Source organism: Saccharopolyspora sp. NFXS83, from assembly GCF_026241095.1.
Taxonomy (GTDB): Bacteria; Actinomycetota; Actinomycetes; order Mycobacteriales; family Pseudonocardiaceae; genus Saccharopolyspora_C.
In genome coordinates, this window is the sequence record NZ_JAPFGB010000004.1 from 151,355 (window position 1) to 170,742 (window position 19,388).

Below are 19,388 nucleotides of genomic sequence, written 5' to 3' on the forward strand. Positions count from 1 at the left end.
ACCCGAAAGGTCCAACTGGGGCCCCGCCTCGCTCACGTTCCGGTCATCTCAGTGGCTGAGACGACCTCGGCGCCGCGAAATGATCTCATCGTGATCAAGCCGCAATCTCCGCAGCTCGGAGACCATGTCCTCGGCATATGCCAACACCCGGTGGCCGGACGGTCACCCCCGGCCGCACCCGCTGGCGACCGCTCCGCACTCGGTGTGCGGCTCCCCCAGTGTGCGGCCCCTCAGTGGGCGGCGGAGTCCCAGGAACGGCCCGCGCCCACCGAGACCTCCAGCGGCACGTCCAGCGGGTACGCCGAGCCCATCTGCTCCCGCACGATCCGCTCGACCTCGGCGCGCTCCCCCTCGACCAGTTCGATGATCAGTTCGTCGTGCACCTGCAGCAGGATCCGGGACCGCAGCCCCGCCTCGCGCAACGCCTGGTGCGCACCGAGCATCGCGACCTTGATGATGTCGGCCGCGCTGCCCTGGATGGGCGCGTTGAGCGCCATCCGCTCCGCCATCTCGCGGCGCTGCCGGTTGTCGCTGAGCAGGTCCGGCAGGTAGCGGCGACGACCGAGGATCGTCGAGGTGTAGCCGTCCTCGCGCGCCTTCGACACGACCTCGTGCAGGTAGTCGCGCACGCGGCCGAAGCGGGCGAAGTACGCGTCCATCTGCGCCTTCGCGTCCTCGGCCGAGATCCGAAGCTGCTGAGCCAGGCCGAACGCGGAGAGCCCGTAGGCCAGGCCGTAGGACATGGCCTTCACCCGGCGCCGCAGCTCCTGGTCCACCTGGTCGATCGGCACGCCGAACGCCTGGGAGGCCACGAAGTTGTGCAGGTCCTCCCCGGACCGGAACGCCTCGATCAAGCCCTCGTCGCCGGACAGGTGGGCCATGATCCGCATCTCGATCTGGCTGTAGTCGGCGGTCAGCAGCTCGGAGTAACCGGAGCCGACGACGAACACCTCCCGGATCCGGCGGCCTTCCTCGGTCCGGATCGGGATGTTCTGCAGGTTCGGGTCGGTCGAGGACAACCGGCCGGTCGCCGCGATGGTCTGGTTCAGCGTGGTGTGGATCCGCCCGTCGTCGGCGACGGACTTCACCAGCCCTTCGACGGTCGTCTTGAGCCGGGTCGCGTCGCGGTGTTCCAGCAGGTGCTGCAGGAACGGGTGCTCGGTCTTCTCGTAAAGCCCCTGCAGCGCGTCCGCGTCGGTGGTGTAGCCGGTCTTGGTGCGCTTCGTCTTCGGCATGCCCAGTTCCTCGAACAGCACCACCTGGAGCTGCTTCGGCGAACCGAGGTTGATCTCCTTGCCGATGACCTCGTAGGCCTCCTGCGCGGCCTGCTTGACGCGGCCCGCGAAGTGCGCGCCGAGCTCGTCGAGCAGGTCGGAGTCCACGGCGATGCCCGCCGCCTCCAGCTCGTCGATCACCGCGAGCAGCGGCAGTTCGAGGTCGGTGAGCAGGCTCCGGCTGTCGATGCGGTCCAGTTCCGCGTCGAGCGCGTCGGCGAGTTCGCCCACCGCTCGGGCCTTGACCAGCTCCGCGTTGGCCGCGTCGGCCTTGTCCTGCTCCTCGTCTGCGAGCAGGGAAAGCTGCCCGTCACCGCTGTCCTGCTCGGCGCGCAGCTCCCGCTGCAGGTAGCGCACCACCAGGTCGGGCAGGTCGAAGGAGCGCTGCCCCGGCCGCACCAGGTAGGCGGCGAGCGCGGTGTCGCTGGTCAGCCCCGCCAACGCCCAGCCGCGACCGCGCAAGGCGTGCAGCGGGCCTTTCACGTCGTGCGCGGCCTTCGGCAGCGCCGGGTCGGCCAGCCACTCCCCCAGCGCCTTGTCGTCTTCGGGGCTCAGCTCGGTGACGTCGGCGTAGCTGCCCGCGCCGTCCGCGTTCACCAAGGCGATGCCCTGCAGATCACCGGCACCGGTCGTCCAGGTCCCGCTGAACGCCAACCCGGTCCGCCGCCCATCTCGGGCGTGCCGGTCCAGCCACCCGGCGAGCTCGCCCTGTGCGACCGCGCCACCGGTGACCTCGAAGCCCTCTTCCACTTCGGGTTCCGCCGCGGACAGCGTCGAGAACAGCCGTTCCCGCAGCACCCGGAACTCCAGGTCGTCGAACAGCTTGTGCACCGCGTCCCGGTCCCACTGGGCCATCACCAGGTCGTCCGGCACGACCCCCAGCGGGACTTCGTGCTCGAGCTGGGTGAGCTCGCGGTTGAGCTGCACCGAGGCCAGGTTCGCCCGCAACGCCTCACCGGCCTTGCCCTTGACCTCGTCGGCGCGGTCGATGAGCCCCGCCAGCGAGCCGAACTGCTGGATCCACTTGGTGACGGTCTTCTCCCCGACACCGGGGATCTTCGGCAGGTTGTCCGACGGGTCGCCGCGCAGCGCCGCGAAGTCCGGGTACTGCTCGGGCGAGAGGCCGTACTTGTCCTCGACCGCCTGCGGCGTGAACCGGGTGAGCTCGGAGACGCCCTTCGTCGGGTACAGCACGGTGACCTTGTCGGTGACCAGCTGCAGCGCGTCGCGGTCCCCGGTACAGATCGCCACGGAGAAGCCTTCGCCGGTGGCCTGCGTGGTGAGCGTCGCGATGACGTCGTCGGCCTCGTAGTTGTCCTTGCTGAGCACCGGCACCGACAGCGCCCCGAGCACGTCCTGGATCAGGCTCACCTGACCCTTGAACTCGTCCGGGCTGGCGCTGCGGTTGGCCTTGTACTCGGTGAACTTCTCGCTGCGGAACGTCTTGCGGGACACGTCGAACGCGACCGCGAAGTGAGTGGGCTGCTCATCGCGCAGCAGGTTGATCAGCATCGAGGTGAAGCCGTAGACCGCATTCGTGTGCTGGCCCGTGCCGGTTTGGAAGTTCTCCTTCGGCAGGGCGTAGAACGCTCGATAGGCCATGGAATGGCCGTCGATCAACAGCAGACGTCGGTCTTCGGAAGCCATCACGTCGCGGGAGTCTAGGCTGACCCCCCGACAGCGCGTGCGGCGAGGCACGAGGAGGGGTGGACCGTGACGGCGACCGAGAACGAGCAGCCCGTGAACGATGCGATGGCCAAGGTCTTGAACCCGGATCCGGACCAGTTGCAGCACCGGATGGGCATCGAATACGTCGAATGGTCACCCGAACGTGTGGTCGCAACGATGCCGGTCGAAGGCAACAAGCAGCCCTACGGACTGCTGCACGGGGGCGCGAACGCGGTGCTGGCCGAATCGGTCGGCTCCATCGCCTCGGCGCTGCACGCGGGAGAGGGCCGGATCGCGGTGGGGCTGGAACTGTCCTGCACGCATCACCGCTCGACCACGGAAGGCGTCGTCACCGGTGTCGCCCTGCCCCTGCACCGGGGCCGCAGCACCGCGACGTACGAAATCGTCGTCACCGATGAGCAGGGCAGGCGCACCTGCACGGCACGCCTGACCTGCGTCATCCGCGACCAGCCGAAGGGCTGATCACTCCAAGTTCTCGAGCACCGCCTGGGCCACGGCCTTCATCGTGGTCCGGCGGTCCATCGCGGTCCGCTGCAGCCAGCGGAACGACTCGGGCTCGGAGAGGTTGTGCTTGCTCATGAGCAGGCCCTTGGCGCGTTCGATCGTCTTGCGCGCCTCCAGCCGCTCGCTGAGGTCCGCGACTTCCGCCTCCAACGCCTGCACCTCGGTGAACCGGGACACCGCGAGTTCCACGGCCGGCACCAGGTCGCGCTTCGCGAACGGCTTGACCAGGTAGGCCATCGCCCCCGCGTCCCGCGCACGTTCCACCAGATCGCGCTGGCTGAAGGCGGTGAGGATCACCACGGGCGCGATGCGCTCGCCCGCGATGTTCGAAGCGGCTTCGATGCCGTCCATCTTCGGCATCTTGATGTCCAGGATCACCAGGTCGGGCCGCAGCTCCTCGGCCAGCCGCACGGCTTCTTGCCCGTCCCCGGCCTCACCGACGACCTGGTATCCCTCTTCTTTGAGCATCTCAACCAGATCGAGCCTGATCAACGCCTCGTCCTCGGCCACGAGTACGCGACGTTCGACGGGCTTGGCCTCGCCTGGGTCCTCGGCAGCCGGCGTGGTCACCGGGTCCTCCTGGGGTAGTTCTGACACGGTCCAGTGCGGTCAGCACCGGGAAAATCCAGCTTACCGGCCACCACCGCGCGCTGAGATGACCAGGGAGGGTGACCATCCTGACACCGATTTCCAACACGTCACACCCGTGCTACCAGCAGGGTTCACCCCCACGCCCAGCACCGCACCCCCACCCGAACACGGTGATCACCAGTCCCGTAAACTGACTCCACGCTCAGCCCCCGTAGCCCAATCGGCAGAGGCGGCGGACTCAAAATCCGTACAGTGTCAGTTCGACTCTGACCGGGGGCACGTACAGCATCGTCACGATGGCATTCGGCCCGTGAGCTGCAATTTTCAGCGCGATTCGCCATCGTTCGGCGGCGACGTTCTCGAGCTGGCGACATGGCCGCTGTTCGCGACGCGGTTCTGCGTTCACTGACGGTGGTCTTCGCGTTGACCTTCGTTCTCCACGCCCTCGGCCGGGCAGCTGGGTGCTCTTCCGGCTGGACGCGACATGGCTTGAGGTTTCGCTCAGGCGAGGCGACGGCCTTCCGTTCGAGCACATCGCGACGCAGGAACCGGACCGATCCTGGGTCGGCCAGATGGTCGGTGACCGGTTCGGGGGCACCATCAGCCGCGAGCGCACCGATCTGCTCGATGCCGATGCGCTGGTCTGGTTGACCCCGCACGGGGAATGGACTCCGCGGAACGATCCGACCTGCTCGGGGTTGCGGTCGCACGGGAGGATCGGGACGCCTGCGTCGACGTGCGGACGAGTACGGACCCGGCGTCGCCTCCGTGCTCCGGCTCCCCTACGACGTGGACCGGTTCGGTGCTCAACTCCGCGCGGCTACGGACGGACAGACCTCTCCACCGCGCTGGCAGAGCGCAGGAGCGCGTCGAAGATCCGGAGCTCGCAGCGCGTCGCGGTCCGACCGCCGAACGCCTTCGCCCCGCTGGAGCCCGGCTCGTCGGTCAGGGCTGCGGTCTGCGGCCGACGCCGGCCCAGATCGACGACTGCGCCGGTTCCGAGAACTTCAGCTTCGCCGAGTGGTTCGGGCTGTAGTCCTCGGGATGCCACTCCCAGGTCCAGGCCATCCCGGGATCCATCATCTCGAAATCACCGAACAGTTCGCGGATCTGGTCGCGCGTCCGCCAGATCACCGGGCTCGACGAAGCGTCGTACATGCGTTTGATCCCGGCGAGGTTCTCATCCATGCCGGGGGGCAAACCGTCGTCGGTCAGGTGCGAGATCGCCAGGTAGGACCCCGGTGACAGCAGTTCGCGGTAGCGCTTCATCACGAGCGGTGAGATGTCGACGCCGTCCGGGCCGGGCTGCTGCACGTGCAGCACCGCGATCAGCAGGACGGCGATGGGCTGGTCCATGTCCAGCACGCCGGTCTCGATGGCGCGCTGCCACAACTTGTTCGGGTTCCGGAAATCGGCGTTGATCGCTGCGTGGCGGTCCGGATCGCCGTGCCTCTCCAACAGCGTCTGCGAGTGCGCCACGGCGACCGGTTCGTGATCGACGTAGACGACCCGCGAGTCGAGTTCGAGCTCATCGGCGATCGAATGCGTGTTGCCCATGGTCGGCACGCCCGATCCGATGTCGATGAACTGCCGGACGCCGTGCGCGACCAGGCGGCGCACCGCTCGGTGCAGGAACAACCGGTTGCTGATGGCGATCGGGCGCAGCACCGGATACTCGTCGAGCACGCTCTGCCCGAAGCCCCGGTCGATGGCCCAGTTCGCCTTGCCACCGAGGTAGAAGTCGTAGACACGCGCGACGCTGGGCTTGCTCAGATCCACGCTCTGAGGAGGAAACGGATCCTCGTCCATCTTGCTCATTCGCATGATCCTTTGTGTCCCGGCCGGGTGATCTGCAACGCATCGTAGCCTTGTGATCATCCTCGGTGAACGATGCATGGCGGTCGTGCGTGCGACCTGGTCAGTGAATCTCCAGCAAGCGGTGCCGGGACGTTCCCGATGGTCGTGCGCCTCTCCGCGCGTTCACGGCCAGGTGTCACCCGACGACGCGACGAACCCCGCCGGTCGGCGAACACCGCTTCTGGGCGCGTCCCCTGCGACGACCGTGGAAGGGGGTTCTCGCGCCGACGCTGCACTGCTGCGGCTCCGCTCACGTCGGGTCAGCGAGCGCAGATCGAGTCGAGGGCCTTGTCCAGGGCCGCGCGGTGGGTCTGGTCGAGGTCCGCTGACTCCGTCGCTAACGCTTGGTCGAGGGTCTTGGCGCAGCCGGGGGTCGCACGCGAGGGTTCCGCCGTTTTGAGGGCGGCGATGATCGCGGTGCCGATGCGGTCGAGTTCGGGGCGGATCGCGGTGAGGTCCGGTTTCTCCGATGGCCGAAGGGCGGGTTGCTCGGACCACTGGCGCAGGAGGTCGTTCTGGACCTGGGTGCTCGCGGCGATCTGGTCCTGGAAGACCTGCGCAGCCCACTCCGGGTCCACTCCGCCGCGGGTGGCGTCGGCGCGGGCGCCGTCGATGACGGCGGCTTCGCGGGCCGGGTCGGTGACGGCCTTGCCGGTGCCGAACTTCGAGGCCGCGACCTGGTCGGAGAGCACCGCCCGCTCCTCCGCCAGCCGCACGAGGTCGGCGACGCCGTCCGCGCCTGCCACGGGAGTGTCCGCAGGGGGTGCCGCCGGTGCTCCGCAGCCCGTCAGCAGCAGTCCCGCGGCGACAACGGCGGCGATGGGGATCTCGACTCGCTTCACGTTCTTCCTCCTCTGGGGCATCACGCCACGGCGGGGCGCGGGCGTGATCCGCGCTCTCCCGGCGACCGCGATCATCGCTGTTCCAGCGGGGTTTCAGTGCCGCGGATCGATCTCTTTCGGGACAACCCTCGCCCGGCGGAGTCGCCCCGCGCATCCGGGTGCGGGTGGCGCGCCGGGGCCGGCCGCCGCTCAGCCGCCGTCGCCACCGTCATCACCACCGCCCCCGCCCCACCACCGGCTGCGCCGCTTCTTCTTCGGCTGCAGCACCGACGCGACCGCCGCGCCGATCACCATCACGAGGACGAAACCCACCATGGCGACGACGTGCATGACGCCGTCCACAAGGGACCCGGTGTCCACGTTTTCCCTCCCTCACGACGACGGCCATCGCCGAATCGCGGGAGATCTTCACCCGGACACGGTGCTGCCCAGGCCGCCTCACTCCCGCGGCCGGGCGCTGCGATGGCGCTCCTCCCCGGAAGACGCCTCGATCCGCCGCGGGTTGCGTCGCGAGGCGATCTCGAAGCGCTCCGCGGCTGCTGGGCGAGGGTCCTGATGCGAACGGCCCTAGCGGCCCGCCGCCGCGTCGCGGTAGGTGGTGCCGCTGAGGTTGGGTTGCGCGCCCTCGTAGAGGCCGGTGGGGCTGGTTTCGGTGGAGAGCGTGAACCAGGAGTAGCGCTCCACGAACGGGAGTCCTTCGAGTATCTCGGTGGAGGTCCGGATGAAGTCGGCCTGCTCCTGCTCGCTCGGGTAGCGCGGTTGCCCGCCGGAGAAGTCGATGAGCGCGTATTCGGTGACCCAAACCGGTTTCCCGTAGCGGTCGTGGACGGCTTGGACGTAGCTGCGGAGGTGCTCGGTCGCCTCCGGGGAGAAGTCCGCGCCGTACCAGTGCAGCGGGATGAAGTCGACCTGGTGGCCGCGTTCGGCCGCGCCCCGCATGAACCGGTCGAGCCAGCCGCCCTCCAGGTCCGCTCCGGTGGCGACGCCGGGGGCACCCAGCCGCATCCCGGTCTCCTGCAGCTCCGGCCACAGGTCGAGGGCCTGCTCGACGGCCATGTTCGCCTGTTCGGCCATGTCCGGTTCGTTGAACGCCAGCAGGGTGGAGCCGGATGCCTTCGCCGCGTCCAGGGATTGCTGGTTCACCTCGTCGGCTCCCCAGATCATCGGGACGAATTCGGCGCCTTCGGGCGGGGTGATGTCCTGATCGTCGACGGACCAGTCGTAGAACCAGCTCACCCCGGCGTCGCCGAGCGCTTCGTCGACGCCGGCGACGTCGGTGACGCTGACGCCCTTCTTCTCGGCGTCGTCGGCCGCGGAGGCCGCGGGGACGAGCAGCAGGGCCACGACCGCCGCCAGCGCGGGCAGCAGCGATTTCCGGGTGACCATCAGATCCCCTTGTGGAAGGTGACGGTGAAGCCGCTGCAGGACGGGCAGTTGCGCATGACGTCGTTGCCGGGTTCCTGGTCGTGCTTGGACCACGCGTACGCGCGCGGGCAGTGGGCCTTCACCGCGTCGCTGTAGGGCGTCTGCTCGTCCCGGCTGGGGTTGGTGCACAGCTGCGGCTGCCCGTCCGCGCCGTCGGTGAGGTTCTCCGGCGGGCAGTGCTGCAGCAGCGGTTCGGAGCAGCCGACCTGTTCGCACTGGCCGGAGTCGGGCGGCGGCGCGGCGCCGGTGGGTTCGATCGTGATCGGCAGGGCCACCGCGTTGACGTAGCTGACGTTGTACCAGGGCGCCCCGGAGTCGTTCGGGTCGAAGTTGAACTCGGCCAGGCCGGTCGGCTGCTCACCCGTGGTGCAAGTGCCGGTTTCGGGGCCGCAATCCCCCACGGCGCAGTGGAACGACTCGCCCGGTTCGCCGGAGCAGTCCTGGCGGGCGAAGAACTTGCCGCGCCAGTGCTGCGGCTCGCCGGATTCCGGGACGGTGATCGTCGCCGTTTCGCCGTCGGCCAGCACCGGCAGGTCGGTGAGCTGCTGCGAGCCGTCCGCGTTCACGTTGCTGCCGATCCACACCGTCTCGCCGGAGCGGTTCGCGAACGTGATCGTGCGGTCGGCGGCCGACGTTCCCCGAGCCGTCGCCGCGCCTCCGCCGAGCAGCAGCAGGAGTGCGACGGCGAGCAAGGACGCTGTTTTCCGCATGAGCCCTCTCGGAGTGGTCCGGGGATGTCGATCTCATCGTAAAACGCGTGCGACCCGTCGATTCGCCCAATGTTTTCACGTATTTCGCGCCGGAAGCCGCACCGGAATTCATCCGGGCGGCGGTGTCGTGGAATCCGGGTGCCGGTTTCGCCTTGATCGCGCCGGGCTTTCCCCGGACTCCGCTGAACAGCGGCTCCGGCGATCATGAGACGTTAAGATCGCGGCCATGTGGTCGTTGCCGTGGGCCGATGTGCTGGTGGGCGGGCAGGGGCGGTCATGGCGGACCGTTCCGCAGGAGCGATCGGTGCTCGTGGTGGTGCACACCGTGACCGCGGCGACCCGGCTGTTCGACGTGCTCGGGCTCTGGTCCGGCGACCACCGGGTGCAGACCGCCTTCACCTGCACCCGGACCAGTGCTTTCACCACCGGGACGGAAGAATTGCTGCGGGAGCGGGGAATTGAGCCGATCCCGTGGGAACAGGCGGTGGAACGCGAATTCGACCTCGCCGTCGCCGCGAGCTACGGCGGTCCGCTGCACGCGCTCCGAGCTCCGTTGATCGTCCTCCCGCACGGAATGGGGTACAACAAGTTCGCACCCGGGGCCAGGCACCGGGAATCGGCTCGGAATCCCGTTTTCGGCCTCTCCGAATCCACTCTGGTGCACGACGGGCGGCTCGTTCCGTCCGTTGCGGTCCTGTCCCACGCCGAGCAGCGGGAGCGGCTGCGGGAGTACTGCCCGGAAGCCCTCGACGTCGCGCTGATCGCCGGTGACCCGTGCTTCGACCGGATGCTGGCGAGCCGTCCGCTGCGCGAGACCTACCGGCAGCGGTTCGCCGCCGACCCGGACCGCCGCGTCGTCGTGGTCTCCTCGACGTGGGGCGGGGAATCGCTGCTCGCCCGCTGCCCGACGCTCGTCGCCCGGCTCGCGCGGCGCCTGCCGCTCGACGAGTACCGGATCGTCGTGGCGCTGCACCCGAACATCTGGTCCGCGCACACGCCGTGGCAGGTCCGCGGCTGGACCGAGGAGTGGACGCGCGCCGGTGCCACCGTCCTGCCGCCGCACGAGGGGTGGCGGGCCGCGCTGGTCGCCGCGGACGTCACCATCGGCGACCACGGCTCGGTCACCTTCTACTCGGCGGCGCTCGGCGTGCCGGTGCTGCTGGCCTCGGCTCCGGTGGAGGCCGTCGACGCCGTGTCGCCGATCGCCCGCTTCCTGCGTGCCGCACCGCGGCTCGATCCGGACGGCGACCTGCCCACCCAGATCGAGTCGGCGATCACCGCGCACCAACCGGATCGCTACGACTCCATCGTCGAGCACACCACGTCGGTCCCGGGCGAATCGGCTCGACTGCTGCGGTCCACCGTGTACGAGCGGCTCAAGCTCGACGAACCGTTCTTCGAGGCCGAGACGATCGCCGTGCCCGTCCCGCCCGCGGCGCCGACCGAGCCGAGCAGCCAGGTCGTGCACCTCAAAGTCGACGAGCACCAGGCCGTGGCGACGCGGTTGCCCGCCGAATCGCTGCGGGAGGCGGCGCGGCTCCCCGCTGACGCGGTGCTCGTCGCCACCACGTCCGAACCGACCCGGCGCTGGCTGGAGTGGGCCGAGATCCTGCTCCACGACGATCGCTGCGCCGATCCGCAGCAGTGGATCCGCGCCACGCTCGCCCGGCTGCCGGCCGCGACGCTCGCGGTGACGCGGGACGAGGCGGGGCGCTGGGTGGTGGGCGGTCGCGACACGCCCCTCGTGCGCTTCACCGGCCCGGACGATCTCGGCCCGGTGTTCGCCGCGTTCGTGCACCACCGGATCGCCGCGGAGGCGCGCGTCCTGCCCTCGACCGTGTCCTTCCGGCTGGGCCGACGCGTCGTGTCCGCGGGGGTCGAGGTGGGCTGAGCCCGCGGATCACTCCGAACGAAGTTCTCCCAGCTCGGCGAGGATTCGCTCGGCCTGGTCCAGGAATCCCCAGCTGCGGTGGATCGACTCGGCGAGTTCGAGGTGCTCGCGCGCCTCGGCCTGGGCACCTGCGGCGACGGCGCGGACGCCGAGCGCGTGATGGATCTGCGCGATCTCGAACTGGCGGTTCTCCTCGGTCATGTGCCGCAGCGCCGCGCGGAGATCGGTGTTCGCCTGCTCCAGTCGGTGCAGCTCCACCGAGCGGATTCCGCGCCACAGCAATGACTTGTGCTCGTTGTGCACGTCCGGCTTCGACAGCGAGCGGAATCCTTCGATCGCCTCGTCGAGCAGCGCGACGGCCGCCTCCGGGTGCTCCACCGCACCGAGGTGCATCTTCGCCAGCGCCGTGCGGCGCTGATCGTCGATCTCCGCGGCCATGTCGAGGTTGCGCCGGAGCAGTTCCCGCGACGCCTCGCGGTCCCCTTGCTCGCGACGGGCGATTCCGAGCGATTCGACCGCGGTCGCCCGCAGGTCCGGCAGCTCCTGCTCGTGCGCGATCCGTTCGGCGCGGGCGAACAGCTCCGCCGCCTTGTCCCACTCGCCGCGGTGGCGGAACGCGAAACCTCGTTGCACGAGCGCGAGTCCGGCCGCGAACGGGTGCCCGTGGTCGGCGACGGCGACGGCGTGCTCGTTGACGGCGTCCATGTCGTCGAGGTGCTTGGCCCGCTCGTGGAACGGCCACAACGCCACCGCCAACCGGCACACCTCGGCGTCGCCGTCCTCCCGCAGCAGTCCGGCCACCGCGCGGAGGTTGGCGCGTTCGGCCTCCAGCCACGCCTCCGGGGCGGACACCGACCCGGTCAAGTCCAGGTCCGGCCAGATCCGTTCCAGCCAGCCGCGTTGCGGCATCACCGCGTTGCCCGCCGGGAGCGCCATGTCCAGGTAGAACCGCAGGAATCCCGCGCGCACGGCGGGGTCGGCGCCGAGTCGACGCGCGTGGGCGCGCACCAGCCCGTCCACGAAGAACCGGCCCTGGGCGCCTTCCTGCACCAACCGCGCGTCCACCAACCGGTCCAGCCCGTCGCGGACGTCGTCCTCGCCCTCCCCGAGCGCCGCGACGAACGCGGGCACGCCCACGTCACCGGAACCGGGGTGCTGGCCGAACGCCGCGTATAGCAGGCGGGCGCGCTCGTCGAGCCGGTCGACGGCGGTGTTGAGCACGGCGGTCATCGACAGGGACTCGTCGCGGGACAGCACGGCCAGGCGCCGGTCCTCGCGCGCCAGTTCCCGCACGAGCCAGTCGACGGGGCGCTGCGGCCGGTCGGCCAGCAGCGCTCCCGCCACGCACAGCGCCAGCGTGGACCCCTCGCACCGGTCCACCAGCGCGTCGACGTTCTCCGGTTCCGACTCGGGACGCGGGTCGTCGGCGGGCAGGATCCGGCGCAGCAGCAGCCGTGAGGATTCCGGGCTCAGCGGATCGAGCTCGACGAACGCGGCCTTCTCCCGCTGCCGCAACGCACCCAGCGGACCGGCCTCGGTGACCAGGACGACCGAGCGGCCCTCCCCCGGCAGGAACCAGCGGACCTGCGCGGCGGTCACGGCGTCGTCGACGACCACCACCACGTTCTTGCCACTGCTCCAGGAGCGGAAGAAGTTGGACCGGCCCTGCACTGTCGCGGGGATCTCCGCCGCGGTGTAACCGACGGCGATGAGGAATTCGCGCAGCGCTTCGCTCTCCGCGCCGGACTCGCCGTCGGTTCCGGACAGCCGCGCGTAGAACCGGCCCGCGAACTCACCACCGTGCTCGGCGACCCAGCGGAACGCCGTCTCGCTCTTGCCACCGCCGACCGGGCCCCGGACCACGACGACCCGAGGTGCCTCGTCGCCGGATTCCGCGAAGCGGACGGCTTCGGTGATCGCGCGGAGCTGGCGCTCGTTGTTGGTGTAAGACCGGGTCGGCTGCGGCACCTGCCTGGGCGGGTGCTCGGCGGGCCGGGACGGGGCGTAGAAGTGGATGCCGCCCTCGACGTGCCCGGCCTGCGCGACCGCGTGGGCCGATCCGTCAAAGTAGTTGCCGGTCACCGTCGATCCCCCTTGCCGTCCGAAGATCACCGGGCTCAGCCTAACGCGATGTGACGGTCCGCGACCACGACATCACCGAACTCGCTCCGCAGGGCTGAGGCATCGTGGCGCGCCTCCTCGGCCCGGAATCACCTGCCCTCGGGCGCCTCCGAATTTCTCGCCTCGGCGAATCCCGCTCTGCGGGTGAAGCCGCCGGCGAGGCGCACGACCGCGCGACGCGGCAGGAAGCGGGCAGGCAAGGTGCCGAGCCGGCGAGACGCCCGGCCGGGGTAGGAGTTCGTCCTGCCGCGCGCGAAGTCGTCGAGCGTCTTGGCAGCGACGCTCTCCGGCGAATCCGCGTCCGGGGGGACCTCCGCCGTCGTCGCGTCGAAGAAACCGGTCTGCACGGGGCCCGGGTGAGCTGCCATGACCCGTACGCCGGTGCCGCGGAGTTCCTCTGAGAGCGCTTCGGTGAAGGAGAGCAGGAACGCCTTGCTCGCGGCGTAGGTGGTTTGGAACGGCATGGGCTGGAATGCGGCCAGGGAGGAGACGTTGATGATGCCGCCGCGTCCTCGTGCCCGCATGCGGCCTCCGATCGCGTGCACGAGGGTGATCAGCGCCGTGACGTTGAGGTCGATCGATCGCAGGTCGGGCTCCAGCGGGCCGTCCAGAAACGGGCCCACCGCGCCGATTCCGGCGTTGTTGATCAGCAGGTCGATCGGTCCGTCGGCTCGGTCGAGCTCTTGCAGCAGCGCGCCGAGACCTTCGCGGTCCGCGAGGTCGGCGGCGATCACGTCGACGCGGACGCCGTGCTCGGCGCGGATGCGCCGTGCGACTCGTTCGAGGGCGTCCGCGGATCGCGCGACGAGGACCAGGTCCGCTCCGCGCGAGGCGAGTTCACGCGCGTACGCCTCCCCGAGCCCTTTCGACGCGCCGGTGACCAGGACTGTCGAGCCCGCGTAGTCGGGCATGAGGAGCGCTCCTTCGAGGTCGTTCGGCTCGCAGCGCGATCGTTGATCGCGACGTTGCCCGGCGGGCAATTACTTCGATACTCGAAGTTACCACTGGTTCGAGACTTGAAGCATCGCTGTTAGCCTGGAGCCATGGCACGAAGCGCGTTGGAAGTGGCGGTGGTGGCCGGTCAATCGCTCGTCACGCAGTCGGAATCGCTGCTGGCGGAGGCACTTTCCGCGCACCATCTGACCTACGCGACGGCGCAGGCATTGTGGGCCATCGCCCCGGAGGAACCGGCGCCTTCGATGAAGACCGTGGCGAGCCGCCTGTTCTGCAATGCCCCCAACCTCAGCTTCGTGATGAATCAGCTCGCCGAGCGCGGCCTCATCGAGCGTTCGGTCGATCCGAACGATCGCCGCTCCCGCGTCGTCAACCTGACGCCGGAGGGACGGCGCGTGCGGTCCGAGGTGATCGACGCCGCGTTGCAGGTGACCCCGCTCGCCCGCCTGACACCAGAGGAACTGGGGCAGTTCACACGATTGCTCGCCACCGCGCTCGACGCGCCCGCGGACGCCACCTGAGCGCAACGCGACCGCGTGCGCGCACGAGCAGATCAGCCCACCCGTTCCCGCGGTGATCGCGGGCTCCAGCGCTCAGGCCGCGAGTTCCCGCCGTTCCGGCTTCGGACGTCTCGTGCAGGTCCCGGCGGAACGACTCGCGAATCGGGAACCGCCACGGAGTGAGTCGATCAGGAGTCGGGCGGCGGAACCTCAGATGGTGGCCGGAGCCTCGCAGGGCGGAGAACACCGAGCGCCAGCCGAAGCTCGTGATGATCCCGCCGCCCGCGAGGGGCGCGATGACGGGGGGCGACGATGCTGATGATCAACGTGACGCGCACTCGCAGGCCGCGATCCTCGGCTCGTCGGTACTTCAGCGGCGCGCTCTCACATCGTGAGCGCCCCACCGAAATCTCATCGGTAAACTTGATTGATTCCAGACCGTTGATCAGAATGCTGTACGTGCAACGAACGACCGCGGACTTCGAGCGGATGCTGCGCGAGGCGGATCTGCGCGTGACCCGCCCGCGCACGGCCGTGCTGTCCGCGGTGCACGCACACCCCCACGCCGGCACGGACTCGATCCTCGAAGCGGTGCGCGAACGGCTCCCGAAGGTCTCGCACCAGGCCGTCTACGACGTGCTGCGCGCGTTGACGGGAGCCGGGCTGCTGCGCCGGATCCAGCCGATGGGTTCGGTGGCCCTCTACGAGGCGCGGGTCGGGGACAACCACCACCACGTGGTGTGCCGGTCGTGCGGAGTCATCGCCGACGTCGACTGCGCGGTGGGTGCGGCTCCCTGCTTGAACGCCTCCGATGGTCACGGCTTCGCGATCGACGAGGCCGAGGTCATCTACTGGGGAACGTGCCCCGCCTGCTCCACCTCTGATCCCGAACAACGCACTGATCCCGAAAGGACTCCCGGTGACCGACAGCCCTGACACCGAGACCGGCGGTTGCCCCGTCGCGCACGGTGGTCGCATCCCCCACCCCACGCAGGGGAACGGCAACGACGTCTGGTGGCCGAACCGGCTCAACCTGAAGCTCCTGGCGAAGAACCCCGCGGTCGCCGACCCGCTGGGCGAGGACTTCGACTACGCCGCCGAGTTCGGGACCCTGGACCTGCCCGCCGTGAAGCGGGACGTCCTCGACGTCCTCACCACCTCGCAGGACTGGTGGCCCGCCGACTTCGGGCACTACGGCCCGCTGATGATCCGGATGGCCTGGCACAGCGCGGGCACCTACCGGGTCAGCGACGGCCGCGGCGGCGCCGGTTCCGGGCAGCAGCGGTTCGCGCCGCTCAACAGCTGGCCGGACAACGTCAGCCTGGACAAGGCCCGCCGCCTGCTGTGGCCGGTCAAGCAGAAGTACGGCCGCAAGCTGTCCTGGGCGGACCTGCTGGTGCTCGCGGGCAACGTGGCGCTGGAGTCGATGGGCTTCGAGACCTTCGGCTTCGCCGGTGGCCGCGTCGACGGCTGGGAGCCCGAGGACGACGTGTACTGGGGTGCCGAGACGACCTGGCTCGGCAGCGACCAGCGCATCTCCGGCGGTGAGCAGCGGAACCTGGAGCAGCCGCTGGGCGCGACCCACATGGGCCTCATCTACGTGAACCCGGAAGGCCCGGAGGGCAAGCCGGACCCGGTGGCCGCCGCGCGCGACATCCGCGAGACGTTCGGCCGGATGGCGATGAACGACGAGGAGACCGTCGCCCTCATCGCCGGTGGGCACACCTTCGGCAAGACCCACGGTGCCGCCCCGGACTCGAACCTCGGCCCGAACCCGGAGGCCGCCCCGCTGGAGGCGCAGGGCCTCGGCTGGTCCAACGCCCACGGCACCGGCAAGGGCGCCGACGCCATCACCAGCGGCCTGGAGGTCACCTGGACCTCCACCCCGACCCGGTGGGGCAACGGCTTCTTCGAGAACCTCTTCGGCTACGAGTGGGAGCTCTACCAGGGCCCCGGCGGCGGCTGGCAGTGGAAGCCGAAGGACGGTGCCGGTGACGGCACGGTGCCCGACGCACACGACTCGGCGAAGAAGATCGCGCCGAACATGCTCACCACCGACCTGTCGCTCAAGCTCGACCCGATCTACGAGCCGATCTCGCGGCGGTTCTGGGAGAACCCGGCGGAGTTCGCGGACGCCTTCGCCCGCGCCTGGTTCAAGCTGACCCACCGCGACATGGGCCCCGTCGACCGCTACGTCGGCCCCGAGGTCCCCTCCGAAGAGCTGATCTGGCAGGACCCGATCCCCAAGCCGGACCACGAGCTCATCGGCGACGCCGACATCGCGGCGCTGAAGGCCGACATCGCCGCCTCCGGGCTCACGGTGCGCCAGCTGGTCTCCACGGCGTGGGCCTCGGCGTCCACGTTCCGCGGCAGCGACAAGCGCGGTGGCGCCAACGGTGGCCGCATCCGCCTCGAACCGCAGCGCAGCTGGGAGGTCAACGAGCCGGAGGCGCTCGCGACCGCCATCACCGCGCTGGAGGGCGTCCAGGAGTCCTTCAACGCCGGGTCCGGCGCCAAGAAGGTCTCGTTCGCCGACCTGGTGGTGCTGGCCGGTGCCGTCGGCGTCGAGCAGGCCGCGAAGGCCGCCGGGTTCGACGTCGAGGTCCCGTTCACGCCGGGCCGCGGCGACGCCACCGCCGAGCAGACCGACGTCGAGTCGTTCTCGCACCTGGAGCCCGCCGCCGACGGGTTCCGCAACTACCTGGGCAAGGGCTCGGTGCTGCCCGCCGAGTACCAGCTCATCGACCAGGCGAACCTGCTCACCCTGAGCACGCCGGAGCTCACCGTCCTCATCGGTGGCCTGCGGGTGCTCGACGTGAACCACGGGCGGTCGCAGCTGGGCGTGCTCACCGACCGTCCCGGCACGCTCACGAACGACTTCTTCGTCAACCTGCTCGACCTGGGCACGACGTGGAAGCCCGCCGACGCGGCCTCGACGACCTTCGAAGGCACCGACGGCTCCGGGCAGGCCCGGACCGGCAGCCGCGTCGACCTGGTCTTCGGCTCGAACTCGGAGCTGCGGGCCGTCGCCGAGGTGTACGCCGCCGACGACGCCGGGGAGAAGTTCGTGCGCGACTTCGTCAAGGCCTGGAACAAGGTCATGAACCTGGACCGGTTCGACGTTGCCTGATTCTGGGCTCGTTTTGCTCTGGTAGTCGGGTGGCGGAACCTCAGCCGGTCTCTCGCTGCGGGACCTTTTTCCCGAGTGGCTCCGCCACGAGGGAAATAGCCGTCCTCGCGAGAGACCGGCTGAGAACCCGCGGGTGGTCACCTTTCGACGTGGGCTATGCGCTGGCGCGCATCCAGGCACGGCCTTCGGCCGCGAGGCAGGCGTGGCTTCGCCGCCCACTGCACGGCCCTCGGCCGCGAAGAACCGGCTTCTCGCCTTCGCCGGCTCGGCCGTTGAGGACGCTGAACTGGACCTCTCGTCGTGGACGAGCCCCTGCCCTGGTGGGTAGGGGCTCGTTCCGCGTTGCCGGAACGTGACCCCCGCCGCCGGGGCGGTCGGACGGTGGCGCATGCTCGTCTCGCGTTCCCATTTCCCAGAACCAACGCCAGGAGGTCAACGCCGTGTCGTCAAGCCCCGTGGGCGCCGCCGACGTGGACGCCGCAGCAGAGCGGTTCGCCGCAGCGATCCCCACGACCCCGCTGCACCGCAACGAGCGGCTGTCCGCTCGCCACGGGCTCGACGTGTGGATCAAGCGCGAGGACCTCACCCCGGTCCGGTCCTACAAGGTCCGCGGGGCGTACAACTTCATCTCCCAGCTGTCCCCCGAGCAGCGCGAACGCGGCGTCGTGTGCGCCAGCGCCGGCAACCACGCCCAGGGCGTCGCGTTCGCCTGCGAGGCGCTGGGCGTCACCGCCCGCGTGTACCTGCCGCGCACCACGCCGCGGCAGAAGCGGCAGCGGGTGGCCCGGTTCGGCGGGCGCCACGTCGAGGTCATCGTGCACGGCGACACCTACGACGACGCCGACGCCACGGCCCGCGCCCACGCGGCGGAGACCGGCAGGACGCTGATCCCGGCGTTCGACGACCCGCGCACCATCGCCGGGCAGGGCACCGTGATCCGCGAGGTCGTCGAGCAGCTCGGCGGGGCGCCGGACGCGGTGATCGTGCCCGTCGGCGGCGGCGGTCTGCTCGCGGGCACCCTCTCGTGGCTGCGCGAGACGCACCCGGAGGTGCGCGTCATCGGGGCCGAGCCGCAGGGCGCGGCGAGCATGGCGCTCGCCCTCGACCGCGGTGAACCGTCGCCCGTGGACGACCTCGATCCGTTCGTGGACGGCGCGGCGGTGCGCGTCGTCGGCCGCAACCCGCACGCGATCGCGGCGACGGACCCGCCGGACCTGGTCTCCGTGCCGGAGGGGCAGATCTGCGTCGAGATCCTCGACCTGTACCAGAACGACGGCATCATCAGCGAACCCGCGGGCGCGCTGTCGCCGTCGGCGCTCGCCCAGGACCTCGGGCTGGCACCGGGTTCGACGGTGGTGTGCCTGCTCTCCGGCGGCAACAACGACGTCAGCCGCTACGCCGAGATCGTGGAGCGGGCGCTCGTGTTCGAGGGCCGCAAGCACTACTTCCTCGTCGAGTTCCCGCAGGAACCGGGCGCGCTGCGGCGCTTCCTGGACGACGTGCTGGGCCCGGACGACGACATCGCGCTGTTCGAGTACGTCAAGCGCAACAACCGCGAGACCGGCCCCGCGCTGGTCGGCATCGAACTCGGCGCCCCAGAGAACCTCGATCCCATGCTCAAGCGGATGGATGCGATCCCGCACCGCATCCAGCAGGTCCCCCCGGACAGCCCGCTGTTCCACTTCCTGGTGTGAGTTCGCGAGGTGCACGCGTCCTTCGCCCGTTCCGGTCGGACGGAGGACGCGTTCGCCTGGACCGGCCGTGCACCCGCTTGTGCACTATGCCGTTTCGGTGAAATCCGTTGGCATGGAACGGTTCTCGTCGAACACGTGCCTGCGGAAGATGTTCAGCCGCGCCCCGTTGTGGGATCTTGTTCGTTCAACGGCCGTGCACGTCGCTG

Annotated in this window: 15 protein-coding genes and 1 tRNA gene; 7 read left to right on the forward strand and 9 right to left on the reverse strand. The window is 69.9% G+C overall.

Annotation, left to right across the window (positions count from 1 at the left end; translation table 11 throughout):
• Window positions 1–230: 230 nt before the first annotated feature.
• A complete protein-coding gene (gene polA / locus OOZ19_RS06015; RefSeq protein ID WP_266089148.1) occupies window positions 231–2,921 on the reverse strand; it encodes a DNA polymerase I in 2,691 nt (896 codons plus the stop codon).
• A gap of 150 nt (window positions 2,922–3,071) precedes the next feature.
• On the opposite strand from polA, the gene OOZ19_RS06020 reads away from it, so the two are divergent.
• Window positions 3,072–3,425 (forward strand): PaaI family thioesterase, encoded by a 354-nt coding sequence (locus OOZ19_RS06020; protein ID WP_416309403.1) that lies wholly within the window; start codon window positions 3,072–3,074, stop codon window positions 3,423–3,425.
• Here OOZ19_RS06020 and OOZ19_RS06025 read toward each other — a convergent pair whose 3' ends face one another.
• On the reverse strand, window positions 3,426–4,037 hold the full coding sequence (locus tag OOZ19_RS06025) for an ANTAR domain-containing response regulator (protein WP_184480794.1): 612 nt from the start codon (window positions 4,035–4,037) through the stop codon (window positions 3,426–3,428).
• 226 nt (window positions 4,038–4,263) lie between these two features.
• On the opposite strand from OOZ19_RS06025, the gene OOZ19_RS06030 reads away from it, so the two are divergent.
• A tRNA-Leu gene (locus OOZ19_RS06030) sits at window positions 4,264–4,337 on the forward strand.
• Window positions 4,338–5,003: 666 nt separating this feature from the next.
• Here OOZ19_RS06030 and OOZ19_RS06035 read toward each other — a convergent pair.
• The 5 genes from OOZ19_RS06035 to OOZ19_RS06055 all read right to left on the reverse strand — a co-directional run bounded on the left by OOZ19_RS06035 (window position 5,004) and on the right by OOZ19_RS06055 (window position 8,892).
• A complete protein-coding gene (locus tag OOZ19_RS06035; protein WP_266088992.1) occupies window positions 5,004–5,876 on the reverse strand; it encodes an SAM-dependent methyltransferase in 873 nt (290 codons plus the stop codon).
• A 299-nt stretch (window positions 5,877–6,175) separates the two neighbouring features.
• Entirely contained in the window at window positions 6,176–6,757 is a 582-nt protein-coding gene (locus OOZ19_RS06040; protein WP_266088993.1) for a chorismate mutase, read from the reverse strand.
• 189 nt (window positions 6,758–6,946) lie between these two features.
• Window positions 6,947–7,117 carry a hypothetical protein gene (locus OOZ19_RS06045; RefSeq protein WP_266088994.1) on the reverse strand — a complete coding sequence of 57 codons (171 nt, stop codon included), beginning with the start codon at window positions 7,115–7,117 and terminating at the stop codon, window positions 6,947–6,949.
• A gap of 207 nt (window positions 7,118–7,324) precedes the next feature.
• Window positions 7,325–8,143, reverse strand: a complete 819-nt coding sequence (locus OOZ19_RS06050) for a glycoside hydrolase family protein (protein ID WP_266088995.1) — start codon at window positions 8,141–8,143, stop codon at window positions 7,325–7,327.
• Window positions 8,143–8,892, reverse strand: coding sequence for a thaumatin family protein (locus OOZ19_RS06055; protein WP_266088996.1), 750 nt, complete (start codon window positions 8,890–8,892; stop codon window positions 8,143–8,145). Before OOZ19_RS06055 ends, OOZ19_RS06050 begins: the two co-directional genes overlap by 1 nt.
• A gap of 226 nt (window positions 8,893–9,118) precedes the next feature.
• On the opposite strand from OOZ19_RS06055, the gene OOZ19_RS06060 reads away from it, so the two are divergent.
• On the forward strand, window positions 9,119–10,783 hold the full coding sequence (locus OOZ19_RS06060; protein ID WP_266088997.1) for a hypothetical protein: 1,665 nt from the start codon (window positions 9,119–9,121) through the stop codon (window positions 10,781–10,783).
• A gap of 9 nt (window positions 10,784–10,792) precedes the next feature.
• On the opposite strand, the gene OOZ19_RS06065 is transcribed toward OOZ19_RS06060, so the two are convergent.
• Together OOZ19_RS06065 and OOZ19_RS06070 are read right to left on the reverse strand one after the other, a co-directional pair.
• Window positions 10,793–12,895 carry a tetratricopeptide repeat protein gene (locus OOZ19_RS06065; protein ID WP_266088998.1) on the reverse strand — a complete coding sequence of 701 codons (2,103 nt, stop codon included), beginning with the start codon at window positions 12,893–12,895 and terminating at the stop codon, window positions 10,793–10,795.
• 98 nt (window positions 12,896–12,993) lie between these two features.
• On the reverse strand, window positions 12,994–13,815 hold the full coding sequence (locus OOZ19_RS06070) for an SDR family NAD(P)-dependent oxidoreductase (protein WP_266088999.1): 822 nt from the start codon (window positions 13,813–13,815) through the stop codon (window positions 12,994–12,996).
• 132 nt (window positions 13,816–13,947) lie between these two features.
• On the opposite strand from OOZ19_RS06070, the gene OOZ19_RS06075 reads away from it, so the two are divergent.
• From OOZ19_RS06075 to ilvA, 4 genes are all read left to right on the forward strand, one after another.
• Window positions 13,948–14,379, forward strand: coding sequence for a MarR family winged helix-turn-helix transcriptional regulator (locus tag OOZ19_RS06075; protein ID WP_266089000.1), 432 nt, complete (start codon window positions 13,948–13,950; stop codon window positions 14,377–14,379).
• 468 nt (window positions 14,380–14,847) lie between these two features.
• The gene (locus OOZ19_RS06080; protein ID WP_266089150.1) at window positions 14,848–15,294 is read left to right on the forward strand and encodes a Fur family transcriptional regulator; all 447 of its coding nucleotides are present in this window, start codon (window positions 14,848–14,850) and stop codon (window positions 15,292–15,294) included.
• Entirely contained in the window at window positions 15,278–17,488 is a 2,211-nt protein-coding gene (gene katG, locus OOZ19_RS06085; RefSeq protein ID WP_266089001.1) for a catalase/peroxidase HPI, read from the forward strand. The genes OOZ19_RS06080 and katG overlap by 17 nt, the downstream gene beginning before the upstream one ends.
• Before the next feature lie 455 nt (window positions 17,489–17,943).
• Window positions 17,944–19,182, forward strand: coding sequence for a threonine ammonia-lyase IlvA (gene ilvA, locus OOZ19_RS06090; protein ID WP_266089151.1), 1,239 nt, complete (start codon window positions 17,944–17,946; stop codon window positions 19,180–19,182).
• Window positions 19,183–19,388: the final 206 nt, after the last annotated feature.

Coding starts and splice junctions, on each gene's coding strand:
- polA (WP_266089148.1), bottom strand. CDS start 2,921: ATGGCTTCCGAAGACCGACGTCTGCTGTTGATCGACGGCCATTCCATG.
- OOZ19_RS06020 (WP_416309403.1), top strand. CDS start 3,072: ATGGGCATCGAATACGTCGAATGGTCACCCGAACGTGTGGTCGCAACG.
- OOZ19_RS06035 (WP_266088992.1), bottom strand. CDS start 5,876: ATGAGCAAGATGGACGAGGATCCGTTTCCTCCTCAGAGCGTGGATCTG.
- OOZ19_RS06050 (WP_266088995.1), bottom strand. CDS start 8,143: ATGGTCACCCGGAAATCGCTGCTGCCCGCGCTGGCGGCGGTCGTGGCC.
- OOZ19_RS06055 (WP_266088996.1), bottom strand. CDS start 8,892: ATGCGGAAAACAGCGTCCTTGCTCGCCGTCGCACTCCTGCTGCTGCTC.
- OOZ19_RS06060 (WP_266088997.1), top strand. CDS start 9,119: ATGTGGTCGTTGCCGTGGGCCGATGTGCTGGTGGGCGGGCAGGGGCGG.
- OOZ19_RS06070 (WP_266088999.1), bottom strand. CDS start 13,815: ATGCCCGACTACGCGGGCTCGACAGTCCTGGTCACCGGCGCGTCGAAA.
- OOZ19_RS06075 (WP_266089000.1), top strand. CDS start 13,948: ATGGCACGAAGCGCGTTGGAAGTGGCGGTGGTGGCCGGTCAATCGCTC.
- OOZ19_RS06080 (WP_266089150.1), top strand. CDS start 14,848: ATGCTGCGCGAGGCGGATCTGCGCGTGACCCGCCCGCGCACGGCCGTG.